This window comes from Acinetobacter sp. TW_SC_4, assembly GCF_054861205.1.
Genome location: NZ_CM142174.1, coordinates 2814720 through 2832719 on the forward strand (window position 1 = coordinate 2814720; position 18000 = coordinate 2832719).

The window sequence follows — 18000 nt, forward strand, 5'->3', positions numbered from 1 at the left end:
CTGTACATGATTTCATGACCTAAATTTTTATCCCGTATTCACGTAATCACGCTTGATGCCCTTCTGACTATCCGACGAAAGTTATCTGCTGAAAACTTCATTTCCTTAAATACGACCTTGGGTCCGTTCCAGCCATACCGCTTTGGTTTGAGGTTTCACAAATAGAGTAATAATTTCTGGGTGTAGCTGTTTGATCTGCGCTTCAATCCGGTTAACGCAAGCTTCAATTTCATCAGAAGTCAGATCGTCTTTGAATTCCAGACTTAAGGAGGCAATTACCTGATGTGCACCCATTTGCTCGGTTAATACACCATTGGCGCTATAGACCGCAGCATCCTGCTGGGCAATGTTAAGTACATTTTCACGTAGTCTAGGATCTGCTGTTTCACCCAGCAATAAGCCTTTGGTTTCACGTGCCAGTAACCAGGCCGATACCGCCAACACGACACCAATCAGAATAGAGGCAGCACCATCCAGTTCAGGAATATTCAGTTGATGAGCCAGGAAAATCCCGATCAGGGCAATAAAAAGACCTACTAGCGCAGCAGTATCTTCAAATAATACGGTAAAGGTGGTCGGATCTTTACTACGTCTAAAGGCTTCGAAATAGCCCATCTTGCCTTTCATTTTACGGAAGGTTCTTAAAGCCACTGTCCAGGAGAATCCTTCACACAGAATCGCAATACCCAGGACAATATAGTTGATCATCGGATCCTGCATTTCTTCAGGATGAATGATGTGCAGGATGCCTTGATAGATGGATACAATCGCACCCAGTGCAAAGACCATCAAGGCCACAATAAAGGCCCAGAAATACAGTTCACGGCCATAGCCAAAAGGATGGTGGGCATCTGGGCGCTGCTCTGCCTTTTTCATGCCGTAAAGAAGCAGAATTTCATTCAGGGTATCGACCACCGAGTGAATCGCTTCACTGAGCATCGCAGAACTATTGGTAATATAGGCTGCGACGAATTTAACCAGTGCAATAGCGAGGTTGCCAAATAACGCTGCATAGACCACAATTTTATTAGATTCAGATGACATTCAAAGTTGTCCTAGTTTTTCCTCAAACAGATGGATCTATTTGATTTTTCATTTTATCTCTTTGCATCTTAATAAACTGCTGACATAAATTGTTTATTGTTTTGTTGTTCTCATTTTTAATCGGAAACTTCATGGCTGTGATTGTCCTTACTTCTGCCGATCGGCATCCTCAGCTCCTAGAACTGTGGGAGCAATCTGTCCGGGCTTCGCATCATTTTCTGAATGACGAGCAAATCCTGAAGATTCGCCAGCAGATTATCCAGCATGGTTATTTTGATCAGGTGCAACTGTTCCATGTGGAACATCAGCAGCAGATTCTGGGTTTGATGGGTATACTGAACAAAGCTAGCAATACTGTTTATTGTGTCTGATGCGACTATCCTTGACTTAAAGCCTGGATTTGAGCTTATCTGCCGTTCTCAAAGGGATAGAAAAGACATCCCTACCCGGTTCTGCATCAAAAACCAGAAAGGAAGCCCTAGCTTCCTTTCTAAATATTTTTTAATTTGAGTAATACAGCTTAGGATTTAGAAAAATACTGCTCGCGCCATTCTTTCCAGAAGTACATCACGATCCCGAACATCACTACCGCAATACCGGCAAAGGCATGACTGCTGATGATTTCATTATTCAAGGTTGCACCGAGAATCAGGGCAATGATTGGCGTCATCACATTACTGAGGGATACGGTGGATGCGGCTAAACGGCGAATCAGCCAGAAGTAACACAGCATCGCCACAATCGAAGACAGGATCATGGTAAAACCAAAGCCGAATAGCGCCTGCATACTTGGCATTTGTGTTGGGAAAGATTGCCAGATAAATGGAATGATTAGCAATGATCCCAATGAAGAAACAATCAAAGAACCGGTGGCTTGGGACATCAGTTTTAACGGCGCATTGATCTGTTTCACCCAGAAAATCGAGCTGATATAAGACACCATACTAATCAGCATCAGGACCACGCCCCACGGATTCACTTTACTATCTGCTGACTCCGCAAAGACAAAACTTAAACCACCGACGGCAACAGCTATACCGAGCCATTGCAACCAGATTAGGTGGTTAGTTTTCAGGATGACATGCCCAATCAGGCCAGCAACCAGTGGTGAGAAACCGAAAATTAAAGCCATTAATCCAGAGGTCAAATAATTCGCCGCCAGATAGATAAATAACTGTGCACCGATCAGGTTTAGACTGCCTGCTACATAACTCATCATTGAGGTTCGATCGAATGGCAATGGATTACGCATGGCAGCCAAGATCACCAAAGCCAGCACAGAAGCACCGAAATAACGAATGATCAGCACCCACATCGGATGAACTTCTGCAACGCTCCAGACGATCGCCAATGGCGTCGCTGCCCAGATCAGCACCAGCAAGGCATAAATACTTGCCGTCACCAGCATGGGAGATGAATTTGAATTCATAAAGGACTCAATTAAATTTTAATCAGAAAGAATTGAACTAACTTCTCGCTCAAATTCACAATCAACAATACTGATGGAGGCAGGGACGCCGCCGCTAAACTGGGATATAGGGATATATCCTCAGTTTAGCAAAAGATTTTTGTTACTTTTCATCTTTGAAAAGTAAGCCAAACCTACACAAAGCCATTTCAAATCACAATGGAATGTAAGGTCATGACAGCACAATCTGACAGACATAAAAAAGCAGACCCAGGTTGCCCGAGGTCTGCCCTTTTGTAAACTCAGATTACTTCACAAGTTTACGAAGATCCTGGCTGAGATCTAAATATTTATCTGCTTCAAACGCTGCATTCTTGCTGATCAGTTTTTTCAGGTAACGCATTTCTTTTGCCGCATTTACAGTGATACCGCCAACAATAACGCCATCAGTCACACCAAACATCACGAATGATGATTCAGCGCGAAGCTCTGGATTGATTTCACCACGAACTTGCCATTCAGCAGCCGCCATGTCACCCACGAACTGGTAGTTGATGTCCAACTGATCTGTCCAGAACCAAGCTGGATTAGGCGTCGGATGCTCAATGCCCATCACATGGCGCGCAAAGATCCCTGCTTGCAGGTTGGCATTTTCCCAAGTTTCTACACGACGGTGGTTACCACAGTCACGTAATTGAGTTGCCACATCACCTGCCGCATAAATGTCTGCATTTGAAGTCTGGCAGTTTTCATTCACTTTAATCGCGAAATCAACATCCAGGCCAGCTTCTACAGCCAATTGTGCATTTGGCACGATACCGATACCATAAACTACAGCATCAGCACGAAGCTCTTCACCACCCTCAAGGGTAATCACAACTTCTTCACCGTCTTGATTTTGTTCAAGTCGGCAGTCTGCAATCTTGGTTTCCAGACGAACATCGATACCTTCCAAACGTTGTTGTTCTAACAGGAACTCGCTCAGAATACGTGGCGAACAACGGCCCATGACCATAGGCCCCATTTCGATCACAGTTACTTGGCATTCTTTGAAACGTGCAGAAAAAGCCAGTTCCAGACCGATCACGCCACCCCCAATCAAGACAATACGACGGCCTGATTGCAACACAGGTACTAAAGCTTGTGAATCTTCAAGGTTACGCAAGGTATAAACGTGTTTACCCAGCGCATCGAAGTTTGGCAGACGACGTGCTGCGCCGCCAGTGGCAAGCAACAGTTTGTCATAAGCAACAACGTCCCCATTTTGAAGTTCAACCGTTTTCACTTCAGCGTTGATTTTTTTCACGCCATTGCCACGAATGGTTTCTACACCAAGTTCCGCCAGTTTTTCTTCTGACAGAATTTCAATCTTGGTCTCTTCAGGTTTTAGAATCACGTCTTTAGACAGTGGTGGACGCTCATAAGGAAGATGCGTTTCATCACCGATCAGAATGATTTTACCTTCGTATTTGTTGCCACGAAGTTCTAAAATCGCGCTTGCACCTGCCTGGCCAGCACCTACAATTACGATGGTTTCGATGTTGCTCATGTCTTTAACCTTTTAACTCTGCAGATACGATGCCGAAGCCCGCAATCCATTCACTGATTTCTTCATAACAGTGCGTTGTCATTTCGTACTCACCCATTTCGCTTAAGGCAGCGAAGGCAGCCATCCAAGAACGGACTTCCTGACCACCACGACCACCATCACGGCGGATTTCAGCTTCAGTCATCGCTTCTAATGTTGCAAAATCAGCATTCTTGAAGGTTTCCAGCAGGGCAATATCCCATTCAGCATTCAAAGGCACGGCAACTGACGTATCCCCTGCTGCCAGCTTTTGACCCACTGCAATAATTTTGGATTGACGTGCATAACGTGCTTCAGGCGTTGGATAACGGCCTGCAATCAGGAACTCTTCCACTTCTGGTGGTACAGCACCCATTTGCGGTGTAGGTGGATCATGTGACAGACCACCGGTACCTAAAACAAGCACACGCTCGTTTTCAAGGTTTAAAGACTTGATGTATTGACCCACAGCACGGCCTAAAGCGATGGTACGCTTGGTAGTTGGCATCGGTGCTGCAGCGCCATTAATAAAAATTGTAATCGTTGGATAACGGTCAAGTTTGCCTTCACACAGGAAATGTAAGGGCTGAGTCACACCATGGTCGGCTTGCATGCGATAAGAATATGCAACGTCCACACCCTCATCGAGTACACGGCGAATCAAAGCCAGTGCTTTGTCTTCTGGCACATCAATGTGGTCATTGTCTTTACCGTAGTCCCAGTCCCCTGCAGCCCTCGCGCGGATCCCCACGCAGAAACTTGGCATCAGGTCATAGAAGAAACCATTAAAATGGTCAGGACCAAAAGTGATGATCAGGGTTGGGTCGTAAGCTTTTACTTCAGCAGACAGTTTTTCAAACGCTTCACGAACAGCCTGCTCTTTGCGTTTTTCCTGCGGTGAAGCAAATTCCATTAAAGGACTGTGCGAAGCACAAATAAGTTTAACGGCCATGAGAGACTCCTTAAAAGGAAGGCAGCCAAGAACAGGCTGCCGAAAAGTCCATTTCAGACTAGATTTTTATTCATCAAAGAAACCTGCACGTGGTTGACGTAAACCACGGATGCCCAGGCCGCATTCTGCGTTAATCAGAACACCAGTCAGCGGGCGGTTATTTTGACGAGATGCTAAGAGCACGTAGGAACCAGTCATGTCTTCAGGTTCAGGTAAGAAATTCAGTGGCATGCCACGTGCGATTTTCTCAGGATCACGTGCATCGAGCAGGCCAAGGTTTTCTTGACCTAAAGATGCAGCACCTTTGATGTTCACATTCATACCTGATGGCGCAACGGCATTGACTCGGACTTTAGGTGAAAGTTCGTAAGCCAGTTCTTTCATAATGCCTACACCCGCATGTTTTGATGCAGTGTAAACCGGACCGCCACCTGCAGAATACAATGCAGAATTTGACAGTGTGAAAATGATCGAACCTTCAGATTTAACGAGCTCATCCAGTGCAGCTTTCGCACCTAAAATCAGAGATTTGGTGTTAATCCCCATAATCTCATCAAAGGCTTTTTCCAGCTGCTCACCTGAAGTATTGACGATATCGGCATAGTGATCCCAGATACCGGCATTACCCACGAAACAGTCGAGTTTACCGTAACGCTCTACAGTCGCTTTAACAGCGCAGACGTTGTCTTCATAGCTGGCCACATCACCTGCGATTGCCAGCACACGGTCACCAAAATGTGCGTTCAGTGCATCGACTTTAGACTGTGAACGTTGAAGAACGGCCACTTGTGCGCCCTCTTCCAGGAAACGTTCTACCAGTGCCCAACCGAGACCTGAACCACCACCAGTGATCAGTGCAACTTCGCCTTGTAGCCAACCCATGATTACTCTCCTGCCATCTCTACGTATAACGCATCATCTTCAAGTACAACTGGGAATGTTTGAATTGGGTCAGTTGCTGGTAAGCAAAGTGCCTGACCTGTTTTCAAACAGAAGCGAGCTGCGTGAAGTGGACATTCCACTGTACCGTCGTCTTCAAGATAGCCTTCAGACATTGACGCATTACCATGACTGCATTTATCGTTCATAGCGAAGAATTCACCGCCATTGTTAAATACAGCCAGCGCTTCGATACCGTTTATGCCGCAATCCACTTTTAACGCTTCGCCTTCGTCTAATTCGTCAACTTGGCAAACAAAAATCTTATTCATTAGAAGAACACACTCAGGTTATGTGAGTTATAGGTAACTTGGTCAAGAGTGATCTTACGGTTGAAGATCTGGAAGCCCAGGCCGCCTTCAACTTTGCGGATCTTGTCATGACGTTTACCACAATAAATCGTAACGTCTTTCTCTTTCTGGGTACGGTACAGAAGGTATGTCACGTACACATCGTATTCGCCTTCAACTTCAGTCGGCTCAACAATCACGTTGCTCACCATGTGAGTGGTACGTGATGGAGGCTCTTCAGCCCAAGCCATACCAGTTTCAAGACGTGCAACACGACGCTCTAAAAGATCTTTCGTATCGTTGAATACCCAGGTAGTAGGTGGTTCAACTGAACGACGACGGTCACGCGTTTGAGCGTTTGGTGTAGTACGTAGCGTGTAAGAGATATCTTCAGCTAGCGTGTCTAACCATTCGCGGAATTTCCAGTCATCAAGAAGCTTGGCTTCTTGATACAGGAACTGACTAATTTGGTGATGAAGTTCTAAACTGATTTGACTCATTTCATAAGCTCCTTCTCATATTCGTCAGCCGCAGCTTCAACGTCTTCCCATTTTTCATGAATCAATAAATCTGCCCAACGGCGGTACATACTACGTGCTGCAGTTTCAGAGAAAATATAGTTCGTGATACCCGGGATACCATCTTCACGTACTTTCTCGTTGCCTTTACCCATTTCCATAATGAGTTTGTTTTGACGTGCTTTGTAACCACGTAAAACTTTTTGGATTTCGATCCAGTTTTCAGAGTCATCTTGCTCCAGGAAGCCTGCAGGACCGAAGGCACGAGTTGCAGAACGTTCAAATGCTGCTTGTACATCTTCTGGTGCGTCCGCATCACAGATACAGAATGCCCAAACTTCAGTTTTGTTTGGACCACGTGGGTGCCATACACGAAGAGTCGCAGTACCGTTCAACCAAGACAATGTTGGGAACATGGTGTTGTGACCCGCTAAACGAAGCGCACGAGTTTCACCTAGGCGTTCTTTAACTTCTTCGTAAGTTTCACGGAAGTAGTTCGCTACTTCACCGTCCACCCATACGTTTGCATCTGGTTTCTCTGTGAAGAAGAAGCCTGAACCGTGACCGCGTGAACCGTATTGGATCGCGTCTTTGGCAGTTTCCCAAACTGGACGAGCAGTTTGTGCAGCACCTAATTTCTTAGAAGATTCATCGTCTGGTTTTGCACCCAGCACCTGAATTGCAGATGCGTGAGAGAACAACGCGTGGTATTGGTCAGATGCGAACTGTTCAGCTGCAAATTTCCAGTTACAGCCGATTTCCCATTTGTGTACACCACCCACGATCACAGTACCGCCTTCACGACGATCTACAACACCGTCCAGGTACCAAGCGATATCGCCCATGTATTCTTCTAGATCTGGCGTAGTTTCATCCCAGCAACCGAAGATCAGGCCTTTGTATGATTTAACACGGTTAACTTCTATCAGACCCCATTGCTCTTTACATGCACCATGTGGGTAAGCGCGATCTTCAAGTGGGATGTTTTTTAGAGAACCGTCAATACCGTATGACCAGCCGTGGTATGGGCAAGTGAACGCACGTGTATTACCACAGTCTGCGAAGCTTACGCGCATAGAACGGTGACGGCATTGGTTTAAGAATGCTTTGATTGAGCCGTCTTTTTGGCGTGCCACGATGATTGGATCTTCACCCATGTAGGTATTGAAGAAATCGCCAGCCTTAGGAATTTGGCTTTCATGGCAAAGGAATAACCATGTACGACCGAAGACACGTTCAAGTTCTAATTCGTAAATGTCAGGATCTGTATAGATAGATGGCGTGATACGTCCATTTTGTGCATCGACTAAAGCGTCGATTTCGCGCACATCAATTTTTCCACTCATGAAAAGCTCTCCTGTGACCAGTTATGGCACAAAGTAATAGACTCAACTTTTCAACGATGATGGATTTTAGGGTGGTTTTGGGGAAATATTTTTTTGTTTCAATTAATAGTTTTAAGCAATTATTCTAGGCGTGTATTTTTATATTAAAACACTAATCAATCCCTCCAAGGCATTTACTTTCTAAATGACAAAATAATCTTCACGACATAGTTGTTTATAGATTATACTCTTCTGAAATTATAGTAAGACATTTTTTGGATTACTCGACGGGCTGATGATATGGAATTACGACACCTCCGCTACTTCATTACTGTGGCTGAAGAACTCAACTTCAGTAAGGCAGCACTCAAACTTTACACGGCTCAGCCATCACTCAGTCAGCAAATCAAAGATTTGGAAGAAGATGTCGGTGTAAAACTGCTACACCGTACCAAGCGTAAAGTCGAACTGACCGAAGAAGGTGCTGTATTCCTAGAACAGGCCCGCCTGACGTTGGCGCAGGCTGATAAGGCGATTGCCATGGCCCGTCAGGTCTCACAAGCCAAGCAGCAGATGCTGCGCATCGGTTTCGTCCCTGTCGCAGAGATGAAAATCTTCCCCTATATCTTGCCAAATCTACGTGTACAAAACCCAGATTTAAAAATTGAACTGCTCAGCCTGAACAACAATGAGCAGATGCGTTTGTTAAAAAAAGGTGATCTAGATCTGACATTTACCCGTCATAATTTCAATAGTGATGAAATTGAAAGCCAGTTCGTGATTCGTGAACCGCTGATTTTTCTCCTGCCTAAAGATCACCCCTTAGCAAAATACGAAAGAATCCCTGCTAAGGCATTGAATGGTATTGATTTTATTATTCCATCAGCAGAGCAGTCCTTGACCCTGAACCAGGCTATTCTGGACTTTGCCAAAGCCAACGGGATTGAATTTAATATTGTCCAAAAGGCGGATAATATTCTGTTCAATATCAACTCGATTGGTATGGGCTTGGGCTGTACCATCCTGCCGGGCTATATCGCGCCATTGACCATGAACAATACTGTAATCCGCCCGCTGGATGTAGAACTTCCCTTTTTAGATGTGTATGTTAGCTATCGTAAGGATAGCAATTCAGTCGCAGTGAAGAAGTTCCTAGAACTTCTGACTCGCGTATTCTACCTAGACATTAACCGCGACGAACCACATTAATTTTCTATTCTTATAGCAGCACACGTAATTTCCTCTGAGAATACGTGTGCTTTTTTGTTTTTATTTTTTCTGATCAAAATTTCATTTTATATTCATTTTTCCTATAACAGACCACACCTAGCTTGGCTTCCAACATCTCCGACCATGGCTTATTAGGTTTAATTTTTGCTCAAATTAGGCTTCTTTTACAACTTAAGTCTAATAAGAAGTCTAAGGCTCATTTTAATTTTTGAAATTCTGATTAATAGCTAAAAAGCATTAAAAATGTTTAAAAAATTCACTGAATGAAATGGTGTTCATTTGGCAGCTGTAAATCTAATATTTTAGAAAGAAAAAAAGGATGAACGAAGCCATCCTTTTTTAAACTGAGTACGACTTATTTTACGCCGTGTACAGCCAGGTAGTTTTTGATCACAGTGTTGAACTCATCTGATTTTTCAACTTGAGACCAATGACCACATTGACTGAAGATGTGTGCATCAGCATTTGGCACGATGTTCAGAATATCCCAAGTACGAGAAACCGGAATCACCACGTCTTGAGTACCGTGAATCAATAATACAGGTACAGTGATGTCTTTCATTTTTTCGAAGTCTAACGGGAATTCGAAACGGTCACGGTCACGTGCGCCCACTACATCCATCAAACGATTTGATGCATAGTCATTTGCAGCAGAAGCAAAACGTACTTTAACCAGTTCGTCAGTGATCAGGTCTTTGTTCACCACGAACATAGAAAGTGTTTTCTTGATACCTTCTTCAGTTAATACTGGGTTTGCGTGTGCTTTCAGCGCAGCAGTCTGTTTTGCACCGCCAGTACCCATAGACACGATACCTAAAACACGTTCAGGATAATCAAGTGCCATCTGGAATGCCAACCAGCCACCCAAAGAGTTACCCACTAACCAAGTTTTTTCGATACCTAACGCGTCTAGAGTACGTACAGCGTGGTCCACCCATGCACGGATACCATAAGCAGTACCTGGTGCAACTACTGTTTGACCATAACCAATGGTATCGATCGCGATACAACGTGCTTGTTCACCAATTGAAGGCAGGTTTAACCACCAGTTTGCAGCAGCAGACACACCAGTACCTGAACCGTGCAGGAACAGAATAGGCGTACCCTCACCAATTTCATGGTAGTGAGTCAACTCACCTTCTGCAGTTTCAATCCATTTGTCTTGTAAGCCGAAGAAAGGATCTGTTTTATAATCAGGGATTTGAACATTGCTCATCATGATTCCTCTTACAGTTTCTTGCTTGCGTGCCCCTCGATGACGAGAACTCGACGTCAAGTTGACTCATTAAAAATGATCTTTTTACCGTCTTATATTAACCGCTCTACTGTCTTCAACTGATATAAAATTATGATTGCATACTACAAAAAATATATAATTTAAGTATTTGTTTTAACTAATTATTTTAAATTTAAAACCCTGTTTAATTTAAGGCTTTGATTAAGTTCTTAACTCAAAAAAAAGCAGTCAGAATACTGACTGCTCTTAAAATGCGCTTAAATTAGAATTTATGAGTATAAGTTGTCGCTACGCAGTATTCCTGAAGATCTGGTTTAGTAGGATTTGCAAAATTTACATCAATATACATCGCTTGGATGCCTAAACCTTTTAACTTACCCTCTGGAACAGTATAATTCGCAATCAGATTTAGCTCATCAGTATTAAAGTTTTGATCACCTGATTGAGCATCATAACCTTTGAAATAAACTGCAGTTGCGTTTAAGCCTTTGGCACCCATTTCAGAGAAGTCATAGCCATAAGAAACATTCCATGACTTTTCTTCTGGTGCAGTAAAGGTTGCAACGCCCCAGTTCACCAGATAAGGCTGTGGCACCCAGCCGCCAAGTGTTGGAAATGCAGTATCACCAAACATTTGTTGATAACCCAGACCTACAGTATGCGCACCATGATTAACTTTTGCCCCTACTGACAGTGCCTGATTATCAATCTCACCATACAGTTTGTCACCTGACTCCGAGTTATCAAAATAATGCACATGGCTATCTAATTTGGTTTTTTCGCCTAGCGCAGTTTTGTAATTCACACCCAAGTAATGCTGTTGGTAGATATCCTGAACATCTGCATACCAGTAGCTACCACCAATTTGAGGCGTGAACTGATGATCTACACCGGCAATCCACATACCACCAGATGCTTCACCATTATCGTAATAATTTTTACCTTTCGCAGGCGCAAACAATGTTAAGTCACGAAATTGATTGTCATAACGGTTGTTAATCTTGTCGACATACGCCATAGTCAGTTTGGTATCTTTAATCTCTTTAGATTCTAACCATGCACCGCTATAAGTAGTGATGAGCTGACGGGATGGATCAAATACCAGTACTGGAGATACAGGCAATAACTCACCCACTTTCAGCTCAGTCTCAGACACTTTAGCTTTTAAGGTTGCGCCAACTTTACCAAAATGATCTTTAGATTCTTTGCCATCGTGAGGTAACACCCAATCCGGATTTTGATCACGGCCTTTAAGTTTAACTGCATGTTGAACCAGAACATCTGCACCAACCTGCATCCCACCACCGATATCGTGATAGCCTGATTTGGCATCCAAAGTCACGCCTTGAGACCAAGAACCCCAATTACGTGAAGAAAAATCATCTTGATACTGACGATCTAGATAAAAGTTTTTAAATTTAAGCTGGACATTACTATCGTCAATAAAATCTGCATTCGCTGCAGTTGTTCCTAAACTTGCTGTTGCAGCAAGCATTGCTATCCATAAGTTTTGACGACGCATGGCTTATTCCTAGTAATCAAATTAAGCTATGCCGCTATCATGCTCAACTCTAGTTTTTTTAAAAATCCGACTACAGTATTAAAATTTTTCTATTAATCTCTATAGATAGAATAAGTATGCTGAAATTTGAAAAAGACTTATATTTATCAACAATTAGCTAAAATAAAAAATTAACCAGATAATCAATATAAATCCATGTTTTCTATTATATAAACAGCTATTATTTTTTTATTAGACTTCTTGCGTTAGTCAAAATTTAAACAGCCCAAAGCTACATTTTATAAGGTTTTAGCCAATTCAAAAATTAGGTAAAACGATACTTTCGCAAGATGTCTATTATTTAAAAATAACTTTTTATTTATCGTTTTTATGTTTAAGGAAATGTGCGTGATTATTTTCTTAAAATAAATAGTAATAATTAAAATATCTTATTCCATCGTTTTAATATCTTATTCATTTTATTCCAATAAATAAAAAAGCGCCCTTTCGGACGCTTTTTTTAAAATTTAGCTTTTAACTATTAAGCTTGAAGCTCTTTCGCTTTAGACATAGTCAATGCCAAATCTTCAATCATATCTTCCTGACCACCAACGGTACCACGACGACCAAGCTCAAGCAGAATTTCACGAGCAGATACGCCATATTTTGCTTCAGCACGTTTAGCGAACAGCAGGAATGAAGAATAAACACCCGCATAACCTAAAGTTGCAGCATCACGGTCAGCACGGATCTGATGAGTCATCATTGGAATGATCAGATCTTCTGCAACGTCTTGTACTTTAAACAGGTCAACACCAGTTTCCATTTGCATACGGTTTGCAACCGCAACAAACAGTTCAAGTGGAGTATTACCCGCATCAGCACCTAGACCAGCTGATGCCAAGTCAACACGTGTTGCACCTGCTTGTACAGCAGAAACAGAGTTGGCAACACCCATACCTAGGTTATGGTGACCGTGGAAACCAATTTCGATGTCTGAACCCAGGTTAGCACGTAAGATACCTACACGGTCAGTCACGTCTTGCGGAAGCATGTAACCCGCAGAGTCAGTCACATAGATACAGTTGGCACCGTATGACACCATTTTTTGCGCTTCTTCAAGAAGTTTTTCTGGAGAAGCCATGTGCGCCATCATCAGGAAGCCCACAGTGTCCATACCAAGTTTACGAGCAACCGTAATGTGCTGTTCAGACACGTCTGCTTCAGTAGAGTGAGTTGCAACACGGATAGTTGCTACACCTACATCATGCGCCATTTTCAGGTGATCAACAGTACCAATACCAGGAAGTAACAGCGCAGATACTTTCGCCTGTTTCAGGTTTGGAATCACTGCTTTCAGGTATTCTTCATCAGTTGCAGCTGCGAAACCGTAGTTTACAGAGTTACCGCCAAGGCCGTCACCGTGTGTGACTTCGATTAAAGGTACACCTGCACCATCCAAAGCAGTTGCAATCGCAACCATTTGCTCAGGTGTAGTTTGATGGCGCATTGGATGCATACCATCACGTAAAGTCATATCATTAATAATAATCTTAGACATGAAGGTGCTCCTTAAGCTTCAACTGTATTTAAAACACGTTCTGCGAACATTTCTGCGGTACGTGCAGCTGCTGCAGTCATAATGTCGAGGTTACCTGCATATTTAGGCAGGAAGTCCCCCAGACCTTCAACTTCAAGGAAGATCGATACGCGGTTGCCATCAAATACTGGACCATTCACCAGTTTGTAACTTGGTACGTATTTCTGAACTTCTTTGATCATCGCGTGTACAGATTCAGTGATTGCCGCTTGATCTGGTTCACCTTCAACTAGACAGTGAACAGTGTCGCGCATCATCAGTGGTGGCTCAGCAGGGTTAATGATGATGATCGCTTTACCTTGTTTTGCACCACCCACTTTTTCAATCGCACCAGCAGTAGTACGCGTGAATTCGTCGATGTTTTTACGTGTACCTGGACCTACTGATTTAGTAGATACAGTCGCGATGATTTCACCATAGTTCACAGGCTGAACGCGAGAAATCGCTGCAACCATAGGAATAGTAGTCTGACCACCACAAGTTACCATGTTTACGTTTGGTACTTCACCTTGTTCAAGTAAAGCTTCAAGGTTTACTGGTGGTACACAGTAAGGGCCGATTGCAGCAGGAGTCAAGTCAATCATTAACACGCCAAGCTCGTTCAGCTTACGGCTGTTTTCAGCATGTACATAAGCAGAAGTTGCATCAAATGCAATTTTGATATCGTCTTCAACAACATGAGGAAGCAGACCGTCTACACCTTCAGCCGTAGTTTTTAAACCCATTTTCGCTGCACGTGCCAGACCTCCAGAAGTCGGGTCGTTCCCCACCATCCATACTGGTTCTAACCATTCGCTGCGTTGCAGTTTATAAAGCAAGTCAGTACCAATGTTACCTGGACCGATCAATGCACATTTAATCTTTTTCATGAATGTACTCTCTTGTATTCCCTTATTCAGCAGCAAAAGCAGCTGTTACTGAACCAAAGCCTTCAATTTCAACTTTGAATTCATCGCCCGGCTGAGCCACGACCATTGGACCTAAAGCACCAGTCAAAATAATGTCGCCTTTTAATAATGGACGGCCACGGCGTACCATTTCGTCTGCCAGCCATACCGCAGCATTTAATGGATTTGCCAGACATGCTTTACCCACGCCTTGAGAAACCACTTCGTCGCCACGTGTCATGACCATCTTGCAGTTCACAAGATCAAGGTTTTCCAGTTTGACAGGCTTAGAGCCCAGAACGAATGCAGCAGAAGATGCGTTATCAGCCACAGTATCGATCAGGCTGATTTTCCAGTTTTCGATACGGCTATCGACCACTTCTACAGCAGGAAGTGCATAGTCAGTTGCACTAATGATGTCTGTATAGGTGTGTTTTGCTTTAGTCAGATCTTCTTTGATGACCAATGCGATTTCAGCTTCAACTTTCGGTTGAATCAGCAAACCTACAGAGATTGCTTCACCATCGCCATAGGCCATGTCGGCAAACAGCATACCGAAGTCAGGCTGATCTACGCCAAGCTGTGCTTGAACCACTTTCGATGTCAAACCAATTTTACGACCTACCAGACGGCGACCTTCCGCCAGAGCACGCTCGGTATTTACTTCCTGAACGGCATAGGCAATATCTACGTCAGCACTTTCACCACCAAGTTCCGGGCGAATCGGTGCGATCGCAGTTTTTGAGAGGTTAGCAGTACGTAATGCTTGTGCAACTGATTCAACAACAGCAGAATTCGACATCAATGTTTCCTTAAACTGCAAAAATGAGGCTTATGCCGAGAACTAAGACAGGCAAAATGTTCTGGTCTGATCATTTCGATCATTCCAATAAACAATTGCGCCTAGTATGGGCATATGAATAAACAGTTTTAGGATGAGAAAAATACGACGTGAATGCCAATAGTTATTTTATTTTTTGCAATAGCTATTATCTATAAATTAAATTTATAAAAATCAATTAAAAACATAATCTTATAATTATGAATTAAGTTATATCCAACTAAATAGCTCAACAATCATGACAGAACAAAACCACTGTAATCACAACTTTAGACTAAAAGATAAGACCAGTTGTTCAAATCTACAGCATTGATCCGCATCTTCTATTTCAGAAAATGCTGGATCTTGGATAATGACTAAGATACTGAATTAAATGGCTTCTTTCCATTGGACTTTAGCCAATAAAAAGTCATGCAAACTGCTGACATCATTCACAATCGACAGTGGATTAAACTGCGCCAAGGTTTCCGGTGTATGCACGCCATAAGCCACACCCACACTTGGCATGACAATATTCATCGCCATTTCCAGATCATAAGAAGTGTCACCGACCATAATCGCTTCATACGCCTTGACACCAGTTTCAGCCAGAATTTCAGCCAGCATTAAAGGATCGGGTTTAGAGCGGGTTTCACTGGCAGCACGAGTGGCATGGAATAGTTCCAGGCTATTCGTTTGTTTGAGTACTCGGTCTAAACCTTTACGACTTTTACCGGTAGCGACTGCTAATTTAATGCCTTCATCCTTTAATGCATAGAGCATTTCAGACACGCCATCGAACCAGGCATCTTCAACAGAGTTCGCCACATAATGATCTGAATAAGCCTGCAAAATATCGGCATGTAATTCTGGTACAGTTGGGAATAGTCGCTGTGCGACTTCCGGCAAACCTAATCCGATAATGCTTTTCGCATCGGCATCGGTCAGCGGTTGCTGAAACTGTTGTGCGGCAAACTGCAGGCTCGAGACGATCTGCCCCACTGAATCAAATAAAGTGCCATCCCAATCAAAAATGACCAATTTTACAGGTGAATTCATATAAGGTTCCTATTATTTGATTCAGTGTTAATCCACCCCGACCCTCCTTTTTCAAAGGAGGGAGAGTTTCATCACAAAATAACTTTTATTGCGATATCACAACAGCTATTGGCTATCCAATGGCGACATGGATGTCGCCGTTGATCTGTGGCATAGGGAGGTGCCATCAGATCAACAGAAGGGGTTTTGTTACTTTTGCCCCCGTCAAAAGTAAAACACTGCCTACGCGATGAAATTTGATTTTATAACTACAAAACTCGGCTGTGCTTTACTTTTACCTCACCCCAGCCCTCTCCTAAAAGGAGAGGGAGAATTCATTACTGAACAACGTACAGTAACTAAATAATAAAGATAAATTCTTAGCTATTTTGACTTATCACTAACACATGCGAACTCAACGTTCCCTCTCCTGAGCGAATTTTAAAGCATTGCTTTTAAAATTCGTGCAAGAAAGGAGACTTGCGCAGCAGTGCTGCTCAGGGAGAGGGTTAACTTAAAAGCTAAAAATTACTCGTCATCTTCAGCAATTGGTACAACTTTATCCGCCTTTTGTGCACGAAGTTGTGCCACCAAGCTTTGCATATCTTCAGGCAAAGGCGCTTCAATGGTCGGATAACCTGGAATTTCCAAACGCATTGCATGCAAACATAAACGGCGTGGCTTTGGCCCACGATATTCAGTCTCATGACCATATTTCTCATCGCCTACCAGCGGATGACCAATGCTCAAGCCATGCACACGAATCTGATGGGTACGACCAGAAAGTGGAGATGCATACACCAGTGTCGCATGCATAAAACGCTCTGCTACATTCCACTGGGTTTTAGACTCTTTGCCTTCCTTAGAGACACGTACACGACGCTCACCATTAGAAAGTTCATAACGATGCAAAGGTGCATCAATAAGTTGCTTATCCAGCGTTACCTGTCCTTTCACGACAGCGGCATAAGTTTTTTTAATCTTATGTTCACGTAATAAATCTTGTAGCGTTTTTAAGGTACTACGCTTTTTCGAGATCATCACCAGACCAGAGGTATCACGGTCAATACGGTGAATCAGTTCCAGGTATTTTTTACCGGTTGCAGCACGCAAACCTTCAATCAGACCATATGCCACACCGCTACCACCATGCACGGCAATTCCTGATGGCTTGTTGACGACCATCAAGCCTTCATCTTCATATACCACACGGGACAGAAGACCTTGAGCCACCTTGTCCGAAATCGGCGCTTCTGACTCATCTTTTTGTTCATAACGAATCGGTGCTAGGCGAATCTGGTCGCCAATCGCCAGTTTGGTTTCGGCCTTAATGCGTTTTTTATTGACGCGAACCTGTCCTTCACGAATCAGACGATAAATCCGATTTTTAGGCACCCCTTTCAGACGACTGAACAGGAAATTATCGATTCGCTGTCCATCTTGATGTTCATCCACTTCAAACCAAGTGACGCTTTGCCATTGTTGTGTAGAATTCATACAGTTACTATGACCCAAAAATACTAAAATTGATTAAAAAATGATCACTTAGGTTATGCTTTACACAAGAAACATAAGCTTAGCCCATAGGCAGATGATGCAAGGTTTGATATAGTCAGCGCACGGAAACCATCGTTTGTGAGTAAA

Annotated in this window: 17 protein-coding genes; 2 read left to right on the forward strand and 15 right to left on the reverse strand. The window is 43.2% G+C overall.

All coding sequences use genetic code 11. The features are described 5' to 3' along the window. Positions 1 to 105 precede the first annotated feature (105 nt). Positions 106 to 1044 (reverse strand): cation diffusion facilitator family transporter, encoded by a 939-nt coding sequence (locus tag ACWM1W_RS13770; protein ID WP_034169853.1) that lies wholly within the window; start codon positions 1042 to 1044, stop codon positions 106 to 108. A gap of 131 nt (positions 1045 to 1175) precedes the next feature. Between ACWM1W_RS13770 and ACWM1W_RS13775 the strand changes: the two genes are divergently transcribed. Further along, a complete protein-coding gene (locus ACWM1W_RS13775; protein WP_005232386.1) occupies positions 1176 to 1415 on the forward strand; it encodes a GNAT family protein in 240 nt (79 codons plus the stop codon). Positions 1416 to 1564: 149 nt separating this feature from the next. Here ACWM1W_RS13775 and ACWM1W_RS13780 read toward each other — a convergent pair whose 3' ends face one another. The 7 genes from ACWM1W_RS13780 to hcaE all read right to left on the reverse strand — a co-directional run bounded on the left by ACWM1W_RS13780 (position 1565) and on the right by hcaE (position 8064). Continuing rightward, positions 1565 to 2473 carry a DMT family transporter gene (locus ACWM1W_RS13780; RefSeq protein ID WP_208461833.1) on the reverse strand — a complete coding sequence of 303 codons (909 nt, stop codon included), beginning with the start codon at positions 2471 to 2473 and terminating at the stop codon, positions 1565 to 1567. Positions 2474 to 2759: 286 nt separating this feature from the next. Then, positions 2760 to 4001, reverse strand: coding sequence for a 3-phenylpropionate/cinnamic acid dioxygenase ferredoxin--NAD(+) reductase subunit (gene hcaD / locus ACWM1W_RS13785; protein ID WP_461603269.1), 1242 nt, complete (start codon positions 3999 to 4001; stop codon positions 2760 to 2762). 4 nt (positions 4002 to 4005) lie between these two features. Beyond that, a complete protein-coding gene (locus ACWM1W_RS13790; RefSeq protein ID WP_208461831.1) occupies positions 4006 to 4971 on the reverse strand; it encodes a 3-carboxyethylcatechol 2,3-dioxygenase in 966 nt (321 codons plus the stop codon). Between the two features lie 66 nt (positions 4972 to 5037). Beyond that, on the reverse strand, positions 5038 to 5853 hold the full coding sequence (hcaB, locus tag ACWM1W_RS13795; protein WP_312307523.1) for a 3-phenylpropionate-dihydrodiol/cinnamic acid-dihydrodiol dehydrogenase: 816 nt from the start codon (positions 5851 to 5853) through the stop codon (positions 5038 to 5040). A gap of 2 nt (positions 5854 to 5855) precedes the next feature. Next, on the reverse strand, positions 5856 to 6182 hold the full coding sequence (gene hcaC / locus ACWM1W_RS13800; protein WP_461603270.1) for a 3-phenylpropionate/cinnamic acid dioxygenase ferredoxin subunit: 327 nt from the start codon (positions 6180 to 6182) through the stop codon (positions 5856 to 5858). Continuing rightward, entirely contained in the window at positions 6182 to 6700 is a 519-nt protein-coding gene (hcaF, locus tag ACWM1W_RS13805; RefSeq protein WP_004781816.1) for a 3-phenylpropionate/cinnamic acid dioxygenase subunit beta, read from the reverse strand. Before hcaF ends, hcaC begins: the two co-directional genes overlap by 1 nt. Then, positions 6697 to 8064 carry a 3-phenylpropionate/cinnamic acid dioxygenase subunit alpha gene (gene hcaE, locus ACWM1W_RS13810; protein ID WP_208461828.1) on the reverse strand — a complete coding sequence of 456 codons (1368 nt, stop codon included), beginning with the start codon at positions 8062 to 8064 and terminating at the stop codon, positions 6697 to 6699. Before hcaE ends, hcaF begins: the two co-directional genes overlap by 4 nt. A 279-nt stretch (positions 8065 to 8343) precedes the next feature. Here hcaE and hcaR point away from each other — a divergent pair, with 279 nt between their 5' ends. Then, positions 8344 to 9252, forward strand: a complete 909-nt coding sequence (hcaR, locus tag ACWM1W_RS13815; RefSeq protein WP_208461827.1) for a DNA-binding transcriptional regulator HcaR — start codon at positions 8344 to 8346, stop codon at positions 9250 to 9252. A gap of 376 nt (positions 9253 to 9628) precedes the next feature. Here the strand turns inward: hcaR and ACWM1W_RS13820 are convergent, their stop codons facing one another. The 7 genes from ACWM1W_RS13820 to ACWM1W_RS13850 form a co-directional block, all read right to left on the reverse strand. After that, complete coding sequence (locus ACWM1W_RS13820) at positions 9629 to 10489, reverse strand: alpha/beta fold hydrolase (protein ID WP_208461826.1); 861 nt, start codon at positions 10487 to 10489, stop codon at positions 9629 to 9631. A gap of 283 nt (positions 10490 to 10772) precedes the next feature. Further along, on the reverse strand, positions 10773 to 12032 hold the full coding sequence (locus ACWM1W_RS13825) for an OprD family outer membrane porin (RefSeq protein WP_208461825.1): 1260 nt from the start codon (positions 12030 to 12032) through the stop codon (positions 10773 to 10775). Positions 12033 to 12552: 520 nt separating this feature from the next. Next, complete coding sequence (dmpG, locus tag ACWM1W_RS13830; RefSeq protein WP_104426644.1) at positions 12553 to 13572, reverse strand: 4-hydroxy-2-oxovalerate aldolase; 1020 nt, start codon at positions 13570 to 13572, stop codon at positions 12553 to 12555. A gap of 11 nt (positions 13573 to 13583) precedes the next feature. Beyond that, on the reverse strand, positions 13584 to 14480 hold the full coding sequence (locus tag ACWM1W_RS13835; protein ID WP_104426645.1) for an acetaldehyde dehydrogenase (acetylating): 897 nt from the start codon (positions 14478 to 14480) through the stop codon (positions 13584 to 13586). Positions 14481 to 14502: 22 nt separating this feature from the next. Then, on the reverse strand, positions 14503 to 15300 hold the full coding sequence (locus ACWM1W_RS13840) for a 2-keto-4-pentenoate hydratase (RefSeq protein WP_461603271.1): 798 nt from the start codon (positions 15298 to 15300) through the stop codon (positions 14503 to 14505). Between the two features lie 408 nt (positions 15301 to 15708). Further along, positions 15709 to 16377, reverse strand: coding sequence for an HAD-IA family hydrolase (locus tag ACWM1W_RS13845; protein ID WP_208461824.1), 669 nt, complete (start codon positions 16375 to 16377; stop codon positions 15709 to 15711). A gap of 507 nt (positions 16378 to 16884) precedes the next feature. Further along, positions 16885 to 17853, reverse strand: coding sequence for an RluA family pseudouridine synthase (locus tag ACWM1W_RS13850; protein WP_104426648.1), 969 nt, complete (start codon positions 17851 to 17853; stop codon positions 16885 to 16887). Positions 17854 to 18000 lie beyond the last annotated feature (147 nt).

Bases quoted from the DNA above. Each gene is read 5' to 3' on its own strand.
- ACWM1W_RS13770 (WP_034169853.1), bottom strand. From the start codon at position 1,044: ATGTCATCTGAATCTAATAAAATTGTGGTCTATGCAGCGTTATTTGGC.
- ACWM1W_RS13775 (WP_005232386.1), top strand. From the start codon at position 1,176: ATGGCTGTGATTGTCCTTACTTCTGCCGATCGGCATCCTCAGCTCCTA.
- ACWM1W_RS13780 (WP_208461833.1), bottom strand. From the start codon at position 2,473: ATGAATTCAAATTCATCTCCCATGCTGGTGACGGCAAGTATTTATGCC.
- hcaD (WP_461603269.1), bottom strand. From the start codon at position 4,001: ATGAGCAACATCGAAACCATCGTAATTGTAGGTGCTGGCCAGGCAGGT.
- ACWM1W_RS13790 (WP_208461831.1), bottom strand. From the start codon at position 4,971: ATGGCCGTTAAACTTATTTGTGCTTCGCACAGTCCTTTAATGGAATTT.
- hcaB (WP_312307523.1), bottom strand. From the start codon at position 5,853: ATGGGTTGGCTACAAGGCGAAGTTGCACTGATCACTGGTGGTGGTTCA.
- hcaC (WP_461603270.1), bottom strand. From the start codon at position 6,182: ATGAATAAGATTTTTGTTTGCCAAGTTGACGAATTAGACGAAGGCGAA.
- hcaF (WP_004781816.1), bottom strand. From the start codon at position 6,700: ATGAGTCAAATCAGTTTAGAACTTCATCACCAAATTAGTCAGTTCCTG.
- hcaE (WP_208461828.1), bottom strand. From the start codon at position 8,064: ATGAGTGGAAAAATTGATGTGCGCGAAATCGACGCTTTAGTCGATGCA.
- hcaR (WP_208461827.1), top strand. From the start codon at position 8,344: ATGGAATTACGACACCTCCGCTACTTCATTACTGTGGCTGAAGAACTC.
- ACWM1W_RS13820 (WP_208461826.1), bottom strand. From the start codon at position 10,489: ATGAGCAATGTTCAAATCCCTGATTATAAAACAGATCCTTTCTTCGGC.
- ACWM1W_RS13825 (WP_208461825.1), bottom strand. From the start codon at position 12,032: ATGCGTCGTCAAAACTTATGGATAGCAATGCTTGCTGCAACAGCAAGT.
- dmpG (WP_104426644.1), bottom strand. From the start codon at position 13,572: ATGTCTAAGATTATTATTAATGATATGACTTTACGTGATGGTATGCAT.
- ACWM1W_RS13835 (WP_104426645.1), bottom strand. From the start codon at position 14,480: ATGAAAAAGATTAAATGTGCATTGATCGGTCCAGGTAACATTGGTACT.
- ACWM1W_RS13840 (WP_461603271.1), bottom strand. From the start codon at position 15,300: ATGTCGAATTCTGCTGTTGTTGAATCAGTTGCACAAGCATTACGTACT.
- ACWM1W_RS13845 (WP_208461824.1), bottom strand. From the start codon at position 16,377: ATGAATTCACCTGTAAAATTGGTCATTTTTGATTGGGATGGCACTTTA.
- ACWM1W_RS13850 (WP_104426648.1), bottom strand. From the start codon at position 17,853: ATGAATTCTACACAACAATGGCAAAGCGTCACTTGGTTTGAAGTGGAT.